The following is a 21572-nucleotide window of genomic DNA, read 5'->3' as shown; positions in this document are numbered from 1 at the left end:
CCGTGCGTCTGATCGACAATCTGCAGCAGCGCCTGTTCCGCTGGCAGGATGACGGGACAACCAGCATCCGGCTGGGCCAGCGGCGCATCTTCATCGTGCCGTCGCGCGGCGGTCTGCTGTTTGCGCTGGCCCTTGTCGTCATGCTGATCGGCGCCATCAATTACAACCTGGCGCTGGGCCACGCGCTGGTTTTCCTGCTGGCCGGGATCGGCATCAGCGGCATGGTGCACACTTTCCGCAACCTGCACGGTCTGAGCATCACACCTGGCCGCTGCGCGCCGGTTTTTGTCGGCGAAAAGGCCGAATTCGAGCTGATCCTCGACAACGATCGGCCGATGACCCGACGCAGCCTGGTTTTCGAGGCCGACAAGGGAATGTCGGCAATTGTTGCGGTCAACGGCCATGACCGGGCAAAAATCACGGTCCCTGTCGGCAGCCATCGGCGTGGCTGGATGGCGCTGCCGCGGGTACGTCTGAGCACCCGTTACCCGCTCGGCCTGTTCACCGCCTGGAGTTATCTGCAGCCCGCCATGCGCTGCCTGGTATATCCCTGTCCGCGCCCCACCCCGCTCCCGGAAAACACGCTGCGCCCCTTGGGCGGCATCAGCAACGGCCAGGGGGGACAGGAAGACTTCTCCGGCTTTCGCGAACGCCAGCCGGCCGACTCGCTGCGCCATGTCGCCTGGAAGGCCAGCGCCCGTGACAACGGCCAGCGCCCCTTGCTGATCAAACAATTTGCCGGCGGCAGCGATGCCGAACTGGATCTTGCCTGGTCGGCAACCGACCCCGCACTGGCTGACGAAACGCGGCTGTCGATGCTGACCGCCTGGGTGCTGGAAGCCGGCAGCCGGCACCTGCATTTCGCGCTCTCGCTACCCGGGCAGGAAATTCCCGCCGGCAGCGGCGAGGCGCACCAGCAACGCTGCCTCGAAGCACTGGCCTTGTTCCCGTCATGAGCACAGCCCAGCCCGAAGCCCTGGCCCGCGATGTGCCGCCCTGGCTGTTCGCAGCGGCGGCGGTCACCACGCTGCCGCATGCGCTGCACCTGCCGCTGTGGCTGTCGCTGCTGACCGGCCTGCTGTGCGGCTGGGCTGCGTGGTTGTGGTGGCAGGACCGGCGACTGCCCCGACGCTGGCTGCTGCTGCCGCTGGCCGTGGCCGGCAGCATCGGCATCGTGGCCGATTTCGGCACGCTGCTCGGGCGCGATGCGGGCGTCGCCATGCTGGTCATGTTCATGGCGATGAAGCTGCTGGAAATGCGCAGCCGGCGCGATGCGATGGTGGTCATCTTGCTCGGCTACTTCCTGCTGCTGACGCATTACTTCTACTCGCAGGACATGCCGACCGGACTCTGGCTGCTGCTGTCGCTGTGGCTCGTCACCGCCGCGCTGATCCGGCTCCACGCCGGCACCATCGGCATCCGCGAGAACCTGCGCTATGCCGGCCTGCTCGCCGTGCAGGCACTGCCCTTCATGCTTGTCCTTTACCTGCTGTTCCCGCGCATCAGCGGGCCGCTCTGGGGTTTGCCGCAGGATGCCTTCAGCGGCAAGACCGGCCTCTCCGACAGCATGACGCCGGGCAGCATTGCCAATCTCGTGCAGAGTGGGGAAATCGCCTTTCGCGTGCGTTTCGACGCTGCACCGCCGGCGCGCCCACAACTGTACTGGCGCGGCCCGGTCATGGAACATTTCGATGGCACGACCTGGCGCCAGTCAAGGCAACGCCGGGCGCCGGAAAGCATTCAGCCGGCCGGCCCGACGATCGGCTACGAAACCACGCTGGAGGCCCACAGCCAGCGCTGGCTGCTGGCCCTCGATGCGCCGGTCACGCTGCCTGACGGCGCCAGCCTCGACGGCCGCCTGAGCGCCCTGGCCCAACAACCGCTGGAAACGCGCCAGCGCTTCCGGCTTGCTGCCGCCACCGCTTACCGGTTCAATGCCGAAGAAGCACCGGCCGTCCTCCGCGACAACCTGCAGTTGCCGCCGAACAGCAATCCGCAGACGCGGATGCTGGCCGAAAGCTGGCGTCAGCAGGCAGTCCAGCCCGAACGCGTGGTCGCCCTGGCGCTGCGCCACTTCTCGACCGAAGATTTTTACTACACCTTGCAACCACCGCTGCTCGGGCGCGACGGCATCGACGATTTCCTGTTCCGTTCGCGCCGTGGTTTCTGCGAGCACTACGCCGCCGCCTTCGTCGTCCTGATGCGCAGCGCCGGCATTCCGGCCCGCGTGGTCGGCGGCTACCAGGGCGGTGAAATGAATCCGCGCGACGGCTATCTCGTCGTTCGCCAGTCTGAAGCCCATGCCTGGGCGGAAGTCTGGCTGGCCAACCGGGGCTGGGTACGCGTCGATCCAACCGCTGCGGTGGCGCCGGAACGCATCGAACAGGGCATCGCCAACGCCCTGCCCTTCGGCGAACCGCTACCGGCCTTCCTGCAGGTCCGCGCCGACTGGCTGCGCGACATCCGCCATCGCTGGGAAGCCCTGAACAACGCGTGGAACCAGAACATTCTCGGCTATGACGCCAGGCGCCAGCGCGAACTGTTGTCGCGGCTCGGTCTGCCCGATGCCGACTGGCGCAGCCTGGCCATTGCCCTCGGCGTCGCCTGTACGCTGGTACTGGCGCTGATCACGCTGTGGACGCTGCATCATCGCCGCCGCGTCGCGCCGGAATTAATGCTCTGGCATCGTGCGCTGCGCCGAATCAGGGTAGACTGCGCGCCGGGGGAAACACCACTGGCGCTTGCCGCCCGGGTTGGCAACAGCAAGCCTGAACTGGCGGCGGATTTCGCTGCCGTCGTGCACCATTTCCTGCTGGCCCGTTATGCCCCCGAGAACCCCGAACACCTGGCGGCGCTGCGCGCGGCCGTTGCCCGACTTCCCCGACGGAGAAACCCTTGAACAAGACCCTGGCCGCTCTCGCCCTCGCCCTTGTCACCCAGATCAGCACGGCCGCGCCGGACAGCATCGCCACGCTGCCGGAAGCCGAAGCCTTTGCCCGTGACCTCGAACAGCGCCATGGTTTCGCTGCCGCCACGATCCTCGGCCAGTTCGCCGAAATCCGGCCCAATGCCCGCGTGCTGCAACTGATCGCGCCGCCAACATCACCCACGCAGCGTTCCTGGGAGCGTTACCGCCCACGCTTTGTCAATGAACAGCGCATCGCCGGTGGCGTCCGCTTCTGGCAGGACAATGCCGTTACCCTGGCCCGCGCCCGCGCGCTGTATGGCGTGCCGGAAGAAGTGATCGTCGCCATCATCGGCGTGGAAACGGTGTATGGCCGCAACACCGGCGGCTTCAGCGTGCTCGAGGCACTGGCCACGCTGGCTTTCCAGTATCCGCGCCGGGCCGACTATTTCCGTACCGAGCTTGAACAGTTCCTGCTACTGACCCGCGAGAACGGCCTCGATCCGCTGGCGGTCAAGGGCTCGTTTGCCGGCGCCATCGGCATCCCGCAATTCATGCCGGGCAGCCAGCGCCGCTATGCCGTCGATTTCGACGGCGACCAGCGCGTGGATCTGGCCAACAGCGTCGACGATGCCATCGGCAGCGTCGCCCGCTTCCTCGAACAACATGGCTGGCAGGCCGGGCAACCGGTTGCCGTGCCGGCAAACCTGCCGGGCACGCCGGATGCGTCGCTGCTCGAAGCCGGCATCCGCCCCAGCCTGCGCGCCGGCGATCTGTTCGATCGCGGCATTCTCGCTGCCGCCGCGCCGGAATCGACGGTCACGCTGGTCGACCTGGTGTCGCCCGAACGTGAAACGGAATACTGGCTGGGCTTCGAGAATTTCTACGTGATCACGCGCTACAACCGTTCCAGCTTCTATGCCATGTCGGTGTATCAGCTGGCCGAGGAGATCCGCCGGGCGATGCCTGCCAACGGCGCTGCAAAAACGGCCCGAATGGACCGTTGACCGCAATATTCAGAGCAGCGAATCGCGCGTGATGTTGCCGCGCTTGATGATCTTGCGCAAACGCTCCAGGCCTTCGATCTGGATCTGGCGGACACGCTCCCGGGTCAGACCGAGATCGCCGGCAATGGCATCGAGTGTCGCGATCTCGCTGCCATTCAGGCCATAACGCCGCTCGATGATCTGGCGCTGGCGTTCACTCAACTGGGCAAGCCAGTCTTCCAGCAGCGAACCGACCTCGCTCGACTGCAGCAGGCTTTCCGGATCGGCGCTGTCGGCTTCATCGGCGATGAACTCGGCCATCGTGTGATTCGGATCGATGTCGAGCGGCGCATCAAGCGAGGCGATATGTTCGTTGAGCGACAGGATGCGGCGCACATCGTCCGCCGGCCGGTCGAGCAGCAGGGCGACCTTTTCCACGGTCGACTCGCGGCTGTCGGCAGATTCCAGGTGGCGCATCGCGCGCAGCACCAGGTTGATTTCCTTGACCACATGCACCGGCAGGCGGATGGTCCGCGAGTGGTTCATGATGCTGCGCTCGATGCTCTGGCGTATCCACCAGGTGGCATAGGTCGAAAAACGGAAACCGCGCTCGGGATCGAATTTTTCCAGCGCGTGGATCAGGCCGAGATTGCCCTCCTCGACCAGGTCGAGCAAGGGAATGCCGCGATTCAGGTAATGCTTGGCGATATTCACGACGAGCCGCAGGTTGTGCTCGATCATTTTCTGGCGCGCGGCAAAATCGCCGGCACACACCAGGCGGCTGGTCGCCAGTTCTTCCGCCGGCGTCAGTAGCGGCTTGGCGCCGATTTCATTCAGGTAAAGCTGGGTGACATCTTCGAGCAGACTGCCTTCGGCGAGCGACATCTCGACTGCCGCGGGGAAAAGATCCTCCCCCTCGGCAGCCACCGGTAGGGTGGCTTCGTCGCCATCCTCGTCAGCGAGGCTCATCGTTTGGGCAGGAAGGGCGTCGGATCGACCGGCTTGCCCTGTTTGCGGATCTCGAAATGCAGCTTGACGCTGTCGGTGCCGGTACTGCCCATTTCGGCAATCTTCTGTCCAAGTTTCACGGCCTGGCCTTCCTTGACCAGAATCCGGCTGTTATGGGCGTAGACCGAAAGATGATCGGTGCTGTGCTTGACGATCACCAGTTTGCCGTAGCCGGCCAGCGCGTCACCAACGTAGAGCACCCGGCCATCACCGGCAGCCTGCACCGCCTCGCCCTGCTTGCCGGCAAAGTCGATACCCTTGTTGGTGCTGCCGTTGTATGCCGACTTGATCTTTGCTGCCGACGGCCAGGCCCAGACGATGCCCTCGACCTGTACCGTGCCTTCCGGCTCGGCGGGGGCTGCAGCCGTGGCGGCCACCGGCGGCGTTGCCGGCAATTGATTGTTCAGGCGGGCATATGCCTCGTCGGAGTAAGGCTCCTTGCCTCCCCTCGGTTCGCGCAGCGTGCCGCTGGCCTGTACCGGAGCTGGCGTCGGCGCGGCGCCTTCGAGCGGACGGGATTCGACACCGCTGCCGACACCGATCGGTGTTGCCACCGTGGCCACTGCCGGTGCGGGCTGTTCGGCCGGACGCAGGCGAAGGATCTGGCCTTCGCGCAGGGTAGACGGGTTATCGATCTGGTTCAGCGCCGCCAGTTCAACATGATCCAGGCCGTTGTCGCGGGCAATGCGGTAGAGCGTGTCACCACGCTTGACGACATATTCGCCGGGCCCGGCAACCCTGGCCTGGGCAGTCGGTGAACGATCGATGGTAGGCGCCGGCGCCTGGGTACAGGCGGTGATCGAAGAGACAAGAAAAAGCAGTACGAAAACTCTGATCATTGTGTTCCAGATAGCAGGGGGACGAACCGGACCGGGTCGAGTCGCGTCTCCGTGAAGCCGTTTGGCGTGTGTTCGACGAGGCAAAGATACTGCTCCTGCCCCCCGACAGGCAAGACCATGCGTCCGCCCGGGGCCAGTTGCCTGAGCAGGTCCGGCGGGATGGCCGAACCGGCAGCGGCAACGATGATGCTATCGAATGGACCGGCTTCTGGCAAACCAAAATGTCCGTCGGCATGTTTCAAACGCACGTTGAACTGCTGCAGCACGCGCATGTTGGCCTTGGCCTTTTCCAGCAAGGGCGCGATCCGTTCGACCGCGTAGACATCCTTGCTCAACTGCGCCAGCACTGCCGCCTGGTAGCCGCAACCGGCACCGATCTCCAGCGTCTTGCCCAGCCCGGGACGGCCATTGAGCAAGAGTTCGATCATGCGGGCAACGATATAGGGCTGCGAAATCGTCTGCCCCATTCCCAGCGGCAACGCGGTGTCTTCATAGGCGCGCGAGGCTAGCGCTTCCTCGACGAAGACATGGCGCGGCACCGCGGCCATCGCCTGAAGCACCGCCGCACTCCGGATACCCTTCTCGCGCAGACGCTCGATCATGCGTGCGCGCGTCCGCTGCGAGGTCATGCCGATACCCTGCAAACCGTGAGTCGTCATTGCAGCCACTGACGGATGGATGGCAACTGGCTGGTATGGGTCAGATCGATCTGCAATGGCGTGATCGAAACCCGGTTCTGTTCGATCGCATGGAAATCGGTTCCCGGCCCGGCATCGGCCGCCGCACCGGCAGCACCGATCCAGTACACGGTTTCCTTGCGCGGCGAAGTCATGCGTACCACCGGCTCCGCCTTGTGACGGCGTCCCAGTCGGGTCACTTCCATACCGGTCAATTGGTCATAAGGAATATCCGGGACATTCACATTGAGCAATACCGGACCGGAAATCGGGTTATTTACATAACGCTCGACCAATTCACGCGCCACGCGCCCGGCGGTTGCGTAATTCAGCCCTTCAAAACTGGTCATCGAAACGGCAATTGACGGAATGCCGAGCAAATACCCTTCGGTTGCCGCAGCGACCGTACCGGAATAAATGGTGTCGTCGCCCATATTGGCACCCGAATTGATTCCGGAAACAATAATATCCGGCAGATAATCGAGCATGCCGGTCACCGCCAGATGGACGCAATCGGTTGGCGTGCCATTGACGAAATGAAAGCCGCTGGCCGCCTGCCGGAGCATCAGCGGCCGGTCGAGCGTCAGCGAATTGCTGGCGCCACTGCGGTTCTGCTCCGGTGCAACCACGACGATCTCGCCAAGGCCGGACAAGGCCTCGGCCAGCGCCGCGAGCCCCGGAGCAAAATAACCATCGTCGTTGCTGAGCAATATACGCATGGGTCAGACCAGCAGGGCATCCATGGAAGCGCCCTCAGCCAGCCAGGCTTCAACCCATTTCGGCTTGCGACCACGGCCAGTCCATTCCAGTTCGGCATTCTGCGGATGACGGTATTTGACCTTCACCTTGCCACCACCGCCAGCAGCCTTGACCTTGACTTCCTTGCCCAGCAGATCCTCGATGGCAAACCCGCGGGCTTTGGCAAAAGCACGCACTTCGTTAAGCACGTTTGCTTTTTCGGCAGACTCGCGACGCTTCAATTCAGCGGGAATCTGTTGCTGCAGATCACGAAGCTCGGCAAGGGAAAGTGCAGACAAATCCATAATATTCTCCTGGTTAAATATAGAATCAGCAGTGTAATTTAATTTGTCCGTATATATTTTTCAATATACAAATAAAAACAGCCAGATCCGGTTTTTCCTTATTTGACCGGGCAAGCCAGCCACCCTGCACTCCTTCTCGCGCCAGAATCAAAAATGTCGCGCATCCGGAAGGGGTAGCATTGTACCCGCTTCGCACAAAATTCCGGAGACCCCGGGGGGAGACATGACAATCGGGATAGACGCTTAGAATCGATGCTTATAAGCATCGAAGCAATACGTCTATTTGCCTGCCACCACTCTCCGTAAAATCTCGCCTTCAAATACGTCTACCGGACAATCCAGATGGCCAACTGGCCCTATGCCGCAGCACCCGGAATCACCCGGATCAACTGGAGTGATGTCGAAATCGAGCAGATCGGCAATCTGCTCAAGGCAATCGCGCATCCGCTGCGCCTGAGCATCGTCTGCCTGCTCGGCGAAGGCGAGCGCTCGGTCGGCGATATCAGTCAGGCCATCGGCACCTCACAGCCGAATATCTCCCAGCACCTGAGCCTGCTGAGCAACCGCCAGTTGCTGAAGTCGCGCAAGGAAGGCAACCGGATCTATTACCGGATCGGTGATGAACGACTGACCAGCATCATCGGCATGCTGCGCGGGATTTACTGCCCGTGATGCCAGCCCTCAGCGGATGAAGGGCAAAGCAAGATCTGCCGTGCTGTCGGCGCCCGCGCTGGCGGCAAGACAAGCCTGCCTGAACAGGCGGCCCGCCGCCCCGGTATTGCGGCGCCGGTGACTGGCAAAGTAGAAATGCCGGCGCAGGTCAAACTGCGGCGTTGGCAGTTCGATCAGGCTGCCACGGCGGAATGCCTCGCGCAGGGACAGGCGCGACAGACAACCCAGACCGAGACCTGACTCCACGGCCCGCTTGATCGCCTCGGTATGTTCCAGTTCCAGCCCCAGCCGGAACGTGCTCATCCGGCTACCGATACAGCGATCGAACTGGCTGCGCGTTCCCGATCCCGGTTCGCGCAATATCCATGATTGTGCCGACAGGGTGGCATTGTCGACTGCTGCGCCGCCAGCGAGCACATGGTCCGGCGCGCAGAAAACCACCAACTCGTCGGCCAGCCAGGGCTCGACCACCAGATCGGGATGAACCACCTCGCCTTCGATCAACCCGAGATCGCATTCGAAACGCAGCAGACGCTCGACCACGGTATCCGAATTGGCGACCTGCAACTGCACCGGCGATTGCGGATACTGCTTCATGTAGTCGACAACGATCAGCGTCGCCAGGTAATTGCCAATGGTCAGCGTCGCACCGACATTCAGCGGCCCCGGCCGTCCACCAGACAGATAATCCTCGAGCTCCCGGGCCTGGCCGATCAATGCTTCGGCCAGCGGCAGCAGCCCGCGCCCGGCACTGTTCAGATGAAGACTCTTGCCGATCCGGTCGAACAGCGGACAGTCGTACAAGCGCTCCAGTTCGACCAATGCGCTGCTGGCAGCCGATTGCGACATGGCGAGACGACCGGCAGCCTGCGAAACATTCTCGCTGCGGGCCACCGCGGCAAAGATTTCCAGTTGACGCAGCGTCAGCCTCATATCGATCCAATAGATAAGCAATAACCGAATTATCCGCTTTTACATTGATCGCACAACGCCTAAGCTGATTGCATCATCTCCAGCCAGGACCCACCATGAGCAACTTCAATCACGAAACGGTCGTTTCCGTTCACCACTGGAACGACAGCCTCTTCACCTTCCGCACCACGCGTGATCCGGGCCTGCGTTTCATCAACGGGCAATTCGTGACCATCGGCCTGGAAGTCAATGGCCGGCCGGTGATGCGCGCCTATAGCGTCGCCAGCGCCAATTACGAAGAACATCTGGAGTTTTTCAGCATCAAGGTACCGGACGGTCGGCTCACCTCACGCCTGCAACACCTGCAACCGGGCGACAAATTGCTGGTCAGCCGCAAGCCGACCGGCACGCTTGTCCTGCGCGACCTGAACCCAGGCAAGCGGCTGTTCATGTTCGCCACCGGCACCGGCCTGGCGCCCTTCATGAGCCTGATCCACGATCCGGAAACCTATGAACGTTTCGACAAGGTGATCCTGATCCACGGCGTCCGCCGGACCAACGAACTGGCTTATCACGACTACATCGAAGAGGATCTCAGGAAGCACGAATACCTGGGTGAGGAAATCCGCGAAAAACTGATCTACTACCCGACCGTCACCCGTGAACCGTTCCGCAACGAAGGCCGGCAAACCGAACTGATCCTCTCCGGCAAGCTGTTCGCAGACATCGGTGAGCCCCCCCTCGACCCAGCCACCGACCGCGGCATGATCTGTGGCAGCCCGGCCATGCTCAAGGAAGTCTCGGCCATGCTCGACAGCTTCGGCTTCAAAATTTCGCCCCACATCGGCGAGATGGGCGACTATGTCATCGAACGGGCATTCGTCGAGCAATAGACCCTGCCGGGTCAGGCGTTCTTGACCGGAGCTTCGGGCAAGGCAGCAAGCTTCTCGACGACCATCGCCCCGACCATGTCCCCTTCGACGTTGACTGCCGTGCGCACGGTATCGAGGATGCGGTCGATGGGCAGCAGGATGGCGATGGCCTCGGTCGGCAAACCCACCGATTCGAGAACCAGCACCATCGACAGCATGCCCACGCTGGGGATGCCCGGGGCGCCCATCGCACCCAGCATGGCAACGGCAAAAACGATGATCTGGTGCACCAGATCGAGTTCCACCCCAGCCAGACGGGCGACAAAAAGCACCGCCGCCGCTTCGTACAGCGCCGTGCCATCCATGTTGGCTGTAGCCCCCAGCGGAATGACGAAACTGGCAATCTCCTTCTTCACATGCAGCTGCTGCTCGGTACAGCGCAAGGTGATGGGCAAGGTGGCGGCGCTGGAACTGGTGGCAAAAGCCGTGATCAGCGGCTCGCGGGCCCGCTTCAGGAACTGCAGCGGCGACATCCGGGTGAATAACCAGAGGATCAGTGGCAGCACGACGATGCCGTGAAACAACGTGGTCCCGAACACCACCGTGATGAAATGCGCCAGGCTGCCGAGCAGCGCCACGTTCTGGCTGGCCACCAGTTGCAGCAGCAGGGCCGCGATGCCCAGCGGCGCCAGGCGCATGATCCAGCCGACGACCAGCAGGCAGAGTTCCTGCAATTCCTCGATGATCTGGCGAATATTCCGGTAACGATCACCGCCGACCACCAGGGCGATACCGAGAAACAGCGCCGCCACCACCACCGCCAGGATCTCGCCCTGCGCCAGCGCCTTGAACGGATTCTGGAACATGCCGCGGAGGAACTGGGCAATGTAATCCGGCAGCGGCATCTGCCGCGCCTGAAAATTCTGCGTGGCTTCGGCAAACATCGCGAGTTGCATGCCTTCGCCCGGACGAAAGATATTGGCCGCAGAAAAACCGAGCACGATGGCCAGGCCCATGGTGATGAAGAAAAACAGCAGCGTGGTCACCCAGACTCGGTGCATGCGGTTGTGCGTGCGCAAACTGGCCACCCCGACAACGATGGACGAAAAAACCAGTGGAATCAGGACCAGCCGCAGCAAATCGAGAAACAGATTGCCCAGCAATTTTGCTGCATAAAGCGTACCGCCGCTGACGGCTGCGGATGGCGCTGCGGCGGATAGCCACCAGCCACCCAGCACCCCGACCAGGGAGCCGATCAGTATTTGGGTATTCAGGGACAACCAGGGCATGATGGACTCACAGACTCGCCAGAAGGCCGGTTATTGCACACCCCAGGATGACCGGAATCACCCCGAGCTTGAAACGCAGCAATGCGATCGCCGCCAGCAGCGCGATCAGCGCCGAAAAAATGTCGAAATCCCCGGCAAACCCTGTCGGCCAGAAGACATGATAGGCAAAGAAAAGTGCGAGATTGACGATGACACCGACCACGGCAGCGGTCACCGCGACCAATGGCGCCGTAAACTGCGGCACATCATGCGTACGCTCGACCAGCGGACCACCGGCCAGGATGAACAGGAATGACGGCAGGAAGGTAAACCAGGTCACCAGCACCGCCGCCGCGCATCCCGCCAGGAACAGCGCATCCGGCCCGAAGAATCCCTCGGCGTATGCACCGACAAAACCGACGTAGGCAACCACCATGATCAACGGCCCCGGCGTCGTCTCCCCCAGTGCCAGACCGTCGATCATCTGGGTTGGCGTCAGCCAGGCAAAATGCTCGACCGCTCCCTGATAGACATAAGGCAAAACGGCGTAGGCGCCACCGAAGGTGAGCAATGCCGCCTTGGTGAAGAACAGCGACATCTGGGTCAGCGTATGCTGCCATCCCAGCGTCGCGACGAGCAGTCCGACCGGCACGATCCACAACAGCGCGCCGATCAGCGCGATGATCCCCAGGCGTGGCCAGGAAAAGCGCGCATGCGCCGGCAGCGGGCTATCGTCATCAATCAGCGCAGGCGCACCGGGTTTGCCTGCTGACGCAGCAGATACGCCGCCGACCCGAAAATGCTGCCCGCCCAGCCGGCCGCCGACCCAGCCGGTCAATGCTGCCGCGGCGACGATGGCCGGGAAAGGAATGCCCAGCAACAGGATGGCCAGCAGCGCAACGAGCGCGATCGCCATCAGGCGCCAGTTTTTCAGGGTGCGCGAGCCAATCCGCCAGGCCGCCTGGACGACGACTGCCGTGACGGCCGGCTTGATGCCATAGAACAATCCGGCAACCAGCGTGGTATTCCCGTAGGCGACGTATACCCAGGACAGGATAACCAGGATCAGCAGCGACGGCAGGACGAACAGCACCCCGGCAACAATGCCACCCCAGGTCCGGTGCATCAGCCAGCCGATATAGGTTGCCAGTTGCTGCGCCTCCGGACCGGGCAGCAGCATGCAGTAATTGAGTGCGTGCAGGAAGCGACGTTCGGAGATCCAGCGCCGCCGCTCGACCAGCTCCTGATGCATCAGCGAAATCTGCCCGGCCGGCCCGCCAAAGCTGACGAAACCCAGCTTGAGCCAGAACAGCAGCGCGTCCCGAAAAGGAACGCCAGCCGCCGTGCCAACACCATTGCCATCAAGCTTTTTCCCGGCAGCGATTTCGCTCATGTACCTATTCCCGGATCAGGATCGTTGCGGATTTTATCGCCTTCCCCGGCAAGGCGGACAAAACAAAAGGGCCAATCCGAAGATTGGCCCTTTTGCCTGATTCCATTGGTCGGGGCGGCGGGATTCGAACTCGCGACCCCTTGCACCCCATGCAAGTGCGCTACCAGGCTGCGCTACGCCCCGACAAGCCGAGCATTATATCGTAAATCCAGCCGATTTAAACCGCCAACATCTCGATAATCGCCTTCAATTCGCTACGCAAATCCGTCGTCATTTTATTGTCGGATTCGACGTCGACCGCAGGACGCTCATGCCCTGCGCCATCATCCAGTCGATTGCGCGCACCGCTGATGGTAAAACCCTGATTATAAAGAAGTTCGCGAATCCGGCGCACCAGCAGTACTTCATGATGCTGGTAGTAACGGCGATTACCCCGCCGCTTCACCGGCTTCAGCTGGTTGAATTCCTGCTCCCAGTAGCGCAGCACATGCGGCTTGACGCCACACAACTCGCTGACTTCACCAATGGTGAAGTAGCGCTTGGCGGGGATCGGGGGCAGATCTTCGCTGCCCGGACTCTTAGGCCGCGATTCCATCGAAGGCAAGCTCGACATCGGACTTCAGTTTCTGGCTGGCGTGAAAAGTCACCACACGCCGTGCGGTAATGGGAATTTCTTCACCGGTCTTGGGGTTGCGCCCCGGGCGCTGGGGCTTGTCACGCAACTGGAAGTTGCCGAAACCGGACAGCTTGACGCCATCACCGGTTTCCAGGGCATTGCGGATTTCCTCAAAGAAGGCTTCGACCATGTCTTTGGCTTCGCGCTTGTTGAGTCCCACTTTTTCGAACAGCAGGTCGGCGAGTTCGGCTTTGGTCAGCGTCATCGTTATGTATTCTTTCGTCAGGCTCGCAGTTGGGCGCCGAACGTCTTATCCAGACAGGCGATCACATGCTGCATCGCAACATCCACTTCCGAATCTTGCAAAGTGCGTTGAGTATCTTGCATAACTACCCGTAACGCAAGACTTTTCTTGTTTTCAGGGACGCCCTTTCCGGCGTACACATCGAACAACTGAAGATCGATGACGAGTGCCGGCAGATCCTTTTTCAGACCATCGAACAAGGCCTGCAGCGCAAGGTCGCGATCGACGACAACCGCCAGGTCGCGAACCACTGCCGGGAACTTGGAGACCTCGGCGTAAGCCGGTACGACAACCGCCTTCAGCGCATCGAATGCCAGTTCGAAAAGCACGGGTGCTGCGGTCAACTCGTATTTCTGCACCCATTCCGGATGCAGTTCGCCGATACAACCAATTTCCTTGCCGTCGACCAGGATGCGCGCCGCCCGTCCCGGATGCAGTGCCGGATGGGCGAGCTTCTCGAAACGCAGCGCGGCCGGGGCCAGCAAGGCTTCGATATCGCCCTTGACGTCGAAGAAATCGACCTTGCGGCCATCGCTCGCCCAACCATCCGGCAAGGCACCGCCAAAAGCCAGGCCGGACAGTTTCCACGGCTGGTGGAAGCCCTGCACCGGCTGCGCTGCCGCATCGCGGTGGAAGGTACGACCGACTTCGAACAGGCGAACGCGGTTCTGCTTGCGCTTGAGGTTGGTCACCAGATTGGCAATCAGGCCGCCGAACAGCGTCGACCGCATCACCGCCATCTGGCTGGCAATCGGGTTGGCCAGGCGGATCAGGTCGGCTTCTTCGGTCTTCGCCGCGAAATCGGCTTCCCAGCCCGCTTCGACGAAGGCGAAGTTGACCACTTCCTGGTAGCCGCGGTCGGCCAGCATCTGGCGCACGCGGAATGCCGGACGCTGCGCCTCGCGCTGCAACTGCATCTTCAGGCGGCCACGCGGGGCCGGCGACGGGATGTTGTCGTAACCGTACAGGCGGGCGATTTCCTCGATCAGGTCTTCCTCGATTTCCATGTCGAAGCGCCACGACGGCGGCGTCACCAGGAAATCATCGCCCTGCTGTTCGAACGACAGCGCCAACCCCTTGAACAGGCCAGCGATGCGCTCGGCGCCGAGCGGCAGGCCGAGCACCTTTTCGGCGCGGGCGGTGCGCAGGCGCACCGGCTGACGGACCGGCAATGCCGCCTTGGCTTCGACCACCGGACCGGCTTGGCCGCCACAGATTTCCAGGATCAGTTGCGTGGCGCGCTCGATGGCACGACGCGCGCCGCCGAAATCGACACCGCGCTCGAAGCGATGCGAAGCATCCGAACCAAAGCCGTAGCGACGGGCACGACCGGCGATGGCCTTGGGCGCAAAGAAGGCCGATTCGAGGAACAGCTCGCTGGTTTCCAGCGTGATACCGCTCTCCTCGCCGCCCATGATGCCGGCCATGGCCAGCGGCTTGACGTCGTCGGCAATCATCAGGATATCGGCGTCGACCGCAATCGTCTGCTCGTTCAACAGCAGCAGCTTTTCTTCCGGCTTCGCCAGGCGGGCATGCACCACGCCTTCCAGCTTCGTGTTGTCGAAGGCGTGCAGCGGCTGGCCAAGTTCGAGCATCACGTAATTGGTGATGTCGACCAGCGCCGAAATCGCCCGGATGCCGCTGCGTTCCAGCCGGCGCTTCATCCATTCCGGCGTCGGCGCCTTGGCATTGACGGCCTTGACCACACGCCCGCAATACAGCGGGCAGGCTTCCGGAGCGTCGAGCACGATGGCGCGCATATCGGCGATGGTCGCCGGCACTTCCGGCACCACCGGCAGGCTGGTCGCCGCACCGGTGATAGCACCGACTTCGCGGGCGATACCAAGCAGCGACAGGCAGTCGGCACGGTTCGGCGTCAGCTTCAGCTCGAACTGGTTGTCGTCGAGATCGAGATACTGGCGAATGGACTGACCAACGGGTGCGTCGGCCGGCAGGATCAGCAAACCGGAAGCCTCTTCGGCGATACCCAGTTCCTTGGCCGAACACAGCATGCCCGAGGACTCGATGCCCCGTACCTTGGCAATTTTGATGGTGAAATCGCCAGGCAGTTGAGCGCCAGGCAGCGCGCACGGCACCTTGAGGCCAACGGCGACATTCGGCGCACCACAAACAATGGTGGTCGGCGTGCCGCTGCCAGTATCAACCTTGCAGACGTTCAGGCGATCAGCATCGGGATGCTTGACGACTTCCAGCACATGGGCAACGACCACACTGTCGAAAGCCGGGGCAACCGGGTCCAGCTCCTCGACTTCGAGGCCGGCCATGGTCAGCAGATGGGAAAGCTCCTCACTCGTCAGCTTGGGATCGACGAGGGTACGCAGCCAGGATTCGGAGAATTTCATGCGAATTGCCTCAGGAAACGCAGGTCGCCTTCAAAGAACAGGCGAAGATCATTGACGCCGTAGCGCAACATGGTCAGACGGTCGGGGCCGAAGCCGAAGGCGAAGCCGGTGTATTTTTCCGGATCGATGCCGGCGATCTTCAGCACGTTCGGATGAACCATGCCGCAGCCAGCGATTTCCAGCCAGCGGCCCTTCAGCGCGCCGCTCATGAAGGCAACGTCGATTTCGGCCGACGGTTCGGTGAACGGGAAGAAGGATGGGCGGAAACGCACGGTCAGATCGTCGGTTTCGAAGAAACTCTTGAGGAAATCGGCGATGACACCCTTCAGGTCGGCGAAGGAAACATTCTCGCCAACCCACAGGCCCTCGACCTGATGGAACATCGGCGAATGCGTTGCATCGGAATCGACGCGATAAACACGGCCCGGCGCGATGATGCGGATTTCGGGCATTTTTTCCAGTTGACCGTACTTGGCGACATGCGCCTGCATGTAACGCGCCTGGATCGGACTGGTGTGCGTACGCAGCAGCACCTTGTCGGCCAGTGAGCCGTCCGGGTTCTGCAGGTAGAAGGTGTCGTGCATCGAACGCGCCGGGTGATCCTCGGGCGTGTTCAGCGCAGTGAAATTGTGGAAATCCTCTTCGATTTCCGGGCCGTCGGCGACTTCGAAGCCGATCGAGGCAAACAGCGATTCGATACGCTCCAGCGTCCGCGTCACCGGGTGCAGGCCACCGCGCGCTTCGGCGCGACCGGGTAGCGTGACATCCAGCGCTTCTTCAGCCAGGCGCGCTTCCAGCGCCGCCTTGCGGATCGCCTCACGACGTTCGTTCAGCGCATTTTCGACGGCAGTCTTGGCGACATTGATCGCTGCACCGGCGGTTTTCTTCTCTTCAGGCGGCAACTTGCCCAGCCCCTTCAGGAGCTCGGTGATCTGGCCGCTCTTGCCAAGGAAACGGGCCTTGGCCTGTTCCAGCGCGTCCGGGTCGGAAATGGCGGCGAATGCGGCACGCGCTTCGCTAACGATTTGATCAAGATTGTCCATGGACTTGTACCAAACAAAACTACCGACTAAACCAGCGGAAAAACAGCACCAACAAAAAAGGAGGCTTGCGCCTCCTTTTTTTCTTCAAGCTTTTGCTCAGGCGTCGAGCTTGGCCTTGGCTTGTGCAGCCAGGGCGGCAAAAGCCGGCTGATCGAAGACGGCCAGGTCGGCCAGGACCTTGCGGTCGACTTCGATGTTGGCCTTCTTCAGACCGTTCATGAAGGTGCTGTACTTCATGCCCAGCTCGCGAGCTGCAGCATTGATACGGGCAATCCACAGGGCACGGAACTGACGCTTCCGCTGACGACGGTCACGGTACTGGTATTGACCGGCCTTCATCACCGCCTGTTTGGCGATGCGGTATACGTTCTTGCGACGACCACGGTAACCCTTGGCCAGTGCGAGGACTTTCTTGTGACGGGCGCGAGCCGTTACACCACGTTTAACTCTGGACATATGCTATCTCCTTACGCGTACGGCAACATGGCGCGCACGGATGCGACGTCACGCTCGTTGACTGCTGCGGCACCGCGGAGGTGACGCTTCACTTTGGTGGTCTTCTTCGTCAGGATGTGACGCTTGAAGGCCTGACCACGCTTGATGGAACCACCAGCGCGGACCGAAAAGCGCTTTTTGGCGCCGCTCTTGGTCTTCATCTTGGGCATTTTGATGCTCCTTAATGTCATGCCGTCAGGTGGTTCCCGGCGGGAACGCTTGTACTACCCGAAAGCACTAATAACTGCTTTTACAACACTTACACTACTTGCTTCTTCTTGGCCGGCGCGATGATCATGATCATCTGGCGCCCTTCCATCTTCGGCATCTGTTCGACCGCACCGATGGCGTCGACATCTGTCTTGATCCGTTCCAGCTGGCGCATGCCGAATTCCTGATGCGCCATTTCGCGGCCCCGGAAGCGCAGGGTCACCTTGACCTTGTCGCCCTCTTCCAGGAAACGCGTCATGTTCCTGAGCTTGATCTGGTAATCGTTTTCGTCGGTACCCGGGCGCAGTTTGATTTCCTTGACCTGCACCTGTTTCTGCTTCAGCTTGGCTTCGTGTGCGCGCTTTTGTTCCTGGTACTTGAACTTGCCGTAGTCCATGATGCGGCAGACCGGCGGTTTCGCCGTCGGCGCGATCTCGACCAGGTCAACCCCGGCTTCTTCTGCCATCTGCAACGCAGCACGAATGCTGACTATGCCAAGCTGTTCACCTTCCACACCCTGGAGACGAATCTCCGGCACTGTAATCTCATCGTTTAAACGATGGGCCTTGTTCTGAGCGATGGTAAAACCCCCGAAATATCAATAATTAAGCCGTGCCACTACGCGCCGCGACTTCCTCATGAAGTCGCCCGACCAGAGCCTCAACAGTCATCTGTCCGAGATCCTGACCACCGCGTGTACGCACGGCTACCAGTCCGTCCGCCTTTTCCTTGTCGCCTACAACAAGCTGATAAGGCAGCCGGTTCAAGCTATGTTCGCGGATTTTATAGGTAATTTTCTCGTTGCGCAAATCCGCTTCAGCCCGGAAGCCCGCCCGGTGCAGCTTTTGCGCAACATCCGCCGCATAATCCGCCTGCTTTTCCGAAATATTCAGCACCACGGCCTGTACCGGCGCCAGCCACAGCGGCAAGGCCCCGGCAAAGTTCTCGATCAGGATGCCGATGAAACGCTCGAGCGAACCAAGGATCGCCCGGTGCAGCATTACCGGCACCTTGCGCTCGTCGTTGCCGGCAACATACTCGGCGCCGAGACGACCCGGCATCGAGAAATCGACCTGCATCGTGCCGCACTGCCAGGAACGGCCGATCGCATCCTTGATGTGGAATTCGATCTTCGGGCCATAGAAGGCGCCCTCGCCCGGCAACTCCGTCCATTCCAGACCGGAAGCGCGCAGACCGCAACGCAGCGCATCCTCGGCCTTGTCCCAGACTTCATCGGAACCGACACGACTTTCCGGGCGCAAGGCCAGCTTGACGGCGACGTCGTTGAAGCCGAAATCGGCATAGACCTGCTTGACCAGCGCATTGAACGCCGTGACTTCGGACTCGATCTGGTCTTCGGTACAGAAGATGTGACCATCATCCTGGACGAAGCCGCGCACGCGCATCAGGCCATGCAAGGCGCCGGTCGGCTCGTTGCGGTGGCAGGAGCCGAATTCGCCGTAGCGCAGCGGCAGTTCGCGATAGGAACGCAGATCCGAATTGAAGACCTGCACGTGCCCCGGGCAATTCATCGGCTTGACCGCGTAGTCGCGGTTTTCCGACGAGGTCGTGAACATGTTGTCCTTGTAATGCTCCCAGTGCCCCGACTTTTCCCACAGGGACTTGTCGAGGATCTGCGGGCAACGGACTTCCTGATAGCCGTTGTCGCGGTACACCTTGCGCATGTACTGCTCGACTTCCTGCCACACCGACCAGCCCTTGGGATGCCAGAAGACCAGACCGGGGGCCTCGTCCTGCATGTGGAACAGGTCGAACTGCTTGCCGAGGCGGCGGTGGTCGCGCTTTTCCGCCTCTTCGAGCATGTGCAGGTAGGCATCGAGGTCTTCCTTCTTCGCCCAGGCGGTGCCGTAGATGCGCTGCAACTGTTCGTTGCGATGATCGCCGCGCCAGTAGGCACCGGCCACCTTCATCAGCTTGAACACCTTGAGCTTGCCGGTCGACGGCACGTGCGGACCACGGCACAGATCGATGAAATCGCCCTCGCGGTACAGCGACACCTGCTGATCGGCAGGAATTGCTGCAATCAGCTCGGCCTTGTATTTCTCGCCCTGACCGAGGAAGAAATTCACTGCATCGTCGCGATTCCAGACTTCGCGCGTCACCGGAATATCCTTCTTCGCCAGTTCGCCCATGCGCTTTTCGATGGCCACCAGATCTTCCGGGGTGAACGGACGCTTGTAGGCAAAATCGTAGTAGAAGCCGTTTTCGACGACCGGACCGATGGTCACCTGGGCTTCCGGAAACAGTTCCTTGACCGCATAGGCCAGCAGATGCGACGTCGAATGACGGATCAACTCCAGTGCGTCGGCATCGCGATCGGTGACGATGGCCAACTCGACATCTTCCTCGATGCGGAACGAAGTATCGACCAGCTGGCCATTGACCTTGCCGGCCAGCGCGGCACGCGCCAGGCCGGCGCCGATGCTGGCCGCCACCTCGGCGATGGTGACCGGCTGCTCGAAGGAACGGATGGAACCATCAGGAAGCTTGATATCTGGCATGACAGGATTCTCTGGACGAAAAAAAAGTGCGGGCTGAGCCGCACTTTTTTTGAATGAACGAAAGCCGACTCGATTAGAGTTTCTGAACTGCAGTGCAAGTTCGGAAAGTGATCAAAACGACTCCGTCAGGAATTTGGTAGGCGGTATTGGAATCGAACCAACGACCTCCACGATGTCAACGTGGCGCTCTAACCAACTGAGCTAACCGCCTGAAGAAGCGCGCATTATAGACGCCCCAAGGGATTTGTCAACATTCCGCGCCAAGTTTTTTGATCCGAAGTAACATTCACCCCTCCTGAGCCAATACAGAAGCCCACGATGGAATCACGCCTGACCGAACTGGAAATCAAGATCAGCTTCACTGAAGACCAGCTGGAGGAACTGAACAAGGTGGTCTATCGCCAGCAGCAACAGATCGACCGGCTGATCGGCGAAGTGCGCGCCCTGCGCGACCAGGTCGTCAACAATGACCAGCCGCAGGAGCAGCGCAACCTGCGCGACGAAATCCCGCCGCATTACTGAACATGGCAAGCACCATCTATTACCACGCCGACTGCCTCGACGGCTTCGGCGCAGCCTTCGCCGCCTGGCGGCACTTCGGCGACGCCGCCACCTACCGCCCGCTGCATCATGGCGAACGCTGGCTGGCCGATGAAATCCGCGGTCGCGACGTATACATACTGGATTTTTCGTTCACGCCGGAAATTCTCGGCGAAATGGCCGAACTCGCCGCCTCGGTCACCCAGCTTGACCACCACGCCTCGGCCATGCGGCACTGGGCCGGGCAATTGCAGGGGCAAACCGGCGGCATGCGGCGCTACCACGATGCCGCCCGCGCGCTCGACATCCGCTTCCACATGGAACAATCCGGCGCCCGGCTGGCCTGGGAGCATTTTCATGGCGAACAGGCCATGCCCCTGTTGCTGCAGCACATCGAAGACCAGGATCTGTGGCGTTTTGCCTTGGCACACACCCGCGCCTTCTGCCGGCAGTTGCGCCTGCAACCTTTCGATTTTTCCGGCTGGCAGACACTGGTCGCAGCAACGACCGACGCCAACACAGCGCGCTATCGCGAGATGGTGCTGCAGGGCGAAGCGATCGATCAATTCTTCCGCATCGAATCCGCCCGTCTCGCCGACAGCCAGCTGTTGTGTCGCGCCCGCCTGCGCGGCGAGCCGGTCGATGCCGTACAAGCCCGGCGCCACAACCAGGAGATCATCAGCGACGCCAGCGGTACCTGGCTGGTTTGCGAGGGGCTGGCGGTCAACGCAAATGGCCTGTTCGCTTCCGAACTGGGCAACCTGCTGGCGGAAAAATCGGGAAGTTTTGGGATGATCTGGCAGATATCCGCCGACGGCGACGCCAAGATCTCGCTGCGCTCGAACGGTGACTACGACGTCGCGGCCATCGCCGTTCGCTACGGCGGCGGCGGCCATCGCAATGC

The 21572-nt window shown here is 61.4% G+C and carries 22 protein-coding genes, 2 tRNA genes and 1 pseudogene; 7 read left to right on the top strand and 18 right to left on the bottom strand.

Going from position 1 to position 21572, the window contains the following annotated elements:
• Positions 1 to 2 precede the first annotated feature (2 nt).
• The 3 genes from BJN45_RS06500 to mltB are packed head-to-tail and all read left to right on the top strand — an operon-like array spanning position 3 to position 3912.
• On the top strand, positions 3 to 956 hold the full coding sequence (locus BJN45_RS06500) for a DUF58 domain-containing protein (protein WP_083650939.1): 954 nt from the start codon (positions 3 to 5) through the stop codon (positions 954 to 956).
• Positions 953 to 2899: a transglutaminaseTgpA domain-containing protein gene (locus BJN45_RS06495; RefSeq protein WP_076093236.1), complete on the top strand. Its 1947-nt coding sequence runs from the start codon at positions 953 to 955 to the stop codon at positions 2897 to 2899. Before BJN45_RS06500 ends, BJN45_RS06495 begins: the two co-directional genes overlap by 4 nt.
• Positions 2896 to 3912 (top strand): lytic murein transglycosylase B, encoded by a 1017-nt coding sequence (gene mltB / locus BJN45_RS06490; protein ID WP_076093234.1) that lies wholly within the window; start codon positions 2896 to 2898, stop codon positions 3910 to 3912. The genes BJN45_RS06495 and mltB overlap by 4 nt, the downstream gene beginning before the upstream one ends.
• A gap of 9 nt (positions 3913 to 3921) precedes the next feature.
• Here the strand turns inward: mltB and rpoS are convergent, their stop codons facing one another.
• Genes rpoS through BJN45_RS06465 form a run of 5 tightly spaced genes read right to left on the bottom strand, consistent with a single transcriptional unit; the run spans position 3922 to position 7458 of the window.
• Complete coding sequence (rpoS, locus tag BJN45_RS06485; protein WP_076093232.1) at positions 3922 to 4860, bottom strand: RNA polymerase sigma factor RpoS; 939 nt, start codon at positions 4858 to 4860, stop codon at positions 3922 to 3924.
• Entirely contained in the window at positions 4857 to 5738 is an 882-nt protein-coding gene (locus tag BJN45_RS06480) for a peptidoglycan DD-metalloendopeptidase family protein (RefSeq protein ID WP_076093230.1), read from the bottom strand. The genes rpoS and BJN45_RS06480 overlap by 4 nt, the downstream gene beginning before the upstream one ends.
• Positions 5735 to 6397, bottom strand: a complete 663-nt coding sequence (locus tag BJN45_RS06475; RefSeq protein ID WP_076093228.1) for a protein-L-isoaspartate(D-aspartate) O-methyltransferase — start codon at positions 6395 to 6397, stop codon at positions 5735 to 5737. Before BJN45_RS06475 ends, BJN45_RS06480 begins: the two co-directional genes overlap by 4 nt.
• A complete protein-coding gene (surE, locus tag BJN45_RS06470; RefSeq protein ID WP_076093226.1) occupies positions 6394 to 7134 on the bottom strand; it encodes a 5'/3'-nucleotidase SurE in 741 nt (246 codons plus the stop codon). The genes BJN45_RS06475 and surE overlap by 4 nt, the downstream gene beginning before the upstream one ends.
• 3 nt (positions 7135 to 7137) lie before the next feature.
• Entirely contained in the window at positions 7138 to 7458 is a 321-nt protein-coding gene (locus BJN45_RS06465; RefSeq protein WP_076093224.1) for an H-NS family nucleoid-associated regulatory protein, read from the bottom strand.
• A 342-nt stretch (positions 7459 to 7800) separates the two neighbouring features.
• Between BJN45_RS06465 and BJN45_RS06460 the strand changes: the two genes are divergently transcribed.
• Positions 7801 to 8130: an ArsR/SmtB family transcription factor gene (locus BJN45_RS06460; protein ID WP_083650937.1), complete on the top strand. Its 330-nt coding sequence runs from the start codon at positions 7801 to 7803 to the stop codon at positions 8128 to 8130.
• Between the two features lie 9 nt (positions 8131 to 8139).
• Here the strand turns inward: BJN45_RS06460 and BJN45_RS06455 are convergent, their stop codons facing one another.
• Positions 8140 to 9063 carry a LysR substrate-binding domain-containing protein gene (locus BJN45_RS06455; protein WP_076093222.1) on the bottom strand — a complete coding sequence of 308 codons (924 nt, stop codon included), beginning with the start codon at positions 9061 to 9063 and terminating at the stop codon, positions 8140 to 8142.
• Between the two features lie 95 nt (positions 9064 to 9158).
• Here BJN45_RS06455 and BJN45_RS06450 point away from each other — a divergent pair, with 95 nt between their 5' ends.
• Complete coding sequence (locus BJN45_RS06450) at positions 9159 to 9935, top strand: ferredoxin--NADP reductase (protein ID WP_076093220.1); 777 nt, start codon at positions 9159 to 9161, stop codon at positions 9933 to 9935.
• Between the two features lie 11 nt (positions 9936 to 9946).
• Here BJN45_RS06450 and BJN45_RS06445 read toward each other — a convergent pair whose 3' ends face one another.
• The 12 genes from BJN45_RS06445 to BJN45_RS06390 form a co-directional block, all read right to left on the bottom strand.
• Positions 9947 to 11203 carry a dicarboxylate/amino acid:cation symporter gene (locus tag BJN45_RS06445; protein ID WP_076093218.1) on the bottom strand — a complete coding sequence of 419 codons (1257 nt, stop codon included), beginning with the start codon at positions 11201 to 11203 and terminating at the stop codon, positions 9947 to 9949.
• A gap of 7 nt (positions 11204 to 11210) precedes the next feature.
• Positions 11211 to 12575 (bottom strand): chromate efflux transporter, encoded by a 1365-nt coding sequence (gene chrA, locus BJN45_RS06440; protein ID WP_076093216.1) that lies wholly within the window; start codon positions 12573 to 12575, stop codon positions 11211 to 11213.
• Positions 12576 to 12681: 106 nt separating this feature from the next.
• Positions 12682 to 12758: transfer RNA gene (locus BJN45_RS06435), tRNA-Pro, on the bottom strand.
• 34 nt (positions 12759 to 12792) lie between these two features.
• Positions 12793 to 13170 carry a MerR family transcriptional regulator gene (locus BJN45_RS06430; protein ID WP_076093214.1) on the bottom strand — a complete coding sequence of 126 codons (378 nt, stop codon included), beginning with the start codon at positions 13168 to 13170 and terminating at the stop codon, positions 12793 to 12795.
• Positions 13154 to 13462, bottom strand: a complete 309-nt coding sequence (locus BJN45_RS06425) for an integration host factor subunit alpha (protein ID WP_205750560.1) — start codon at positions 13460 to 13462, stop codon at positions 13154 to 13156. Before BJN45_RS06425 ends, BJN45_RS06430 begins: the two co-directional genes overlap by 17 nt.
• Positions 13463 to 13473: 11 nt before the next feature.
• Positions 13474 to 15858, bottom strand: a complete 2385-nt coding sequence (gene pheT / locus BJN45_RS06420; protein ID WP_076093212.1) for a phenylalanine--tRNA ligase subunit beta — start codon at positions 15856 to 15858, stop codon at positions 13474 to 13476.
• Positions 15855 to 16901 carry a phenylalanine--tRNA ligase subunit alpha gene (gene pheS / locus BJN45_RS06415; RefSeq protein WP_076093210.1) on the bottom strand — a complete coding sequence of 349 codons (1047 nt, stop codon included), beginning with the start codon at positions 16899 to 16901 and terminating at the stop codon, positions 15855 to 15857. The genes pheT and pheS overlap by 4 nt, the downstream gene beginning before the upstream one ends.
• Before the next feature lie 96 nt (positions 16902 to 16997).
• Positions 16998 to 17357, bottom strand: a complete 360-nt coding sequence (gene rplT, locus BJN45_RS06410) for a 50S ribosomal protein L20 (RefSeq protein WP_076093208.1) — start codon at positions 17355 to 17357, stop codon at positions 16998 to 17000.
• An 11-nt stretch (positions 17358 to 17368) separates the two neighbouring features.
• Positions 17369 to 17566 (bottom strand): 50S ribosomal protein L35, encoded by a 198-nt coding sequence (rpmI, locus tag BJN45_RS06405; protein WP_076093206.1) that lies wholly within the window; start codon positions 17564 to 17566, stop codon positions 17369 to 17371.
• 89 nt (positions 17567 to 17655) lie between these two features.
• Complete coding sequence (gene infC / locus BJN45_RS06400; protein WP_076093204.1) at positions 17656 to 18186, bottom strand: translation initiation factor IF-3; 531 nt, start codon at positions 18184 to 18186, stop codon at positions 17656 to 17658.
• Between the two features lie 25 nt (positions 18187 to 18211).
• Positions 18212 to 20128, bottom strand: coding sequence for a threonine--tRNA ligase (gene thrS, locus BJN45_RS06395; protein WP_076093202.1), 1917 nt, complete (start codon positions 20126 to 20128; stop codon positions 18212 to 18214).
• 134 nt (positions 20129 to 20262) lie between these two features.
• Positions 20263 to 20339 (bottom strand) — tRNA-Val (locus BJN45_RS06390).
• Positions 20340 to 20446: 107 nt separating this feature from the next.
• Between BJN45_RS06390 and BJN45_RS06385 the strand changes: the two genes are divergently transcribed.
• Positions 20447 to 20650 (top strand): SlyX family protein, encoded by a 204-nt coding sequence (locus BJN45_RS06385; RefSeq protein ID WP_076093200.1) that lies wholly within the window; start codon positions 20447 to 20449, stop codon positions 20648 to 20650.
• 2 nt (positions 20651 to 20652) lie between these two features.
• Positions 20653 to 21564: pseudogene (locus BJN45_RS18215) on the top strand (phosphoesterase); the annotation flags it as partial.
• Positions 21565 to 21572: the final 8 nt, after the last annotated feature.

The organism is Azonexus hydrophilus (assembly GCF_001956855.1).
Lineage (GTDB): Bacteria > Pseudomonadota > Gammaproteobacteria > Burkholderiales > Rhodocyclaceae > Azonexus > Azonexus hydrophilus_A.
Note: the sequence above shows the minus strand (reverse complement) of the source record. Positions and strands in the feature narration are given on the sequence as shown.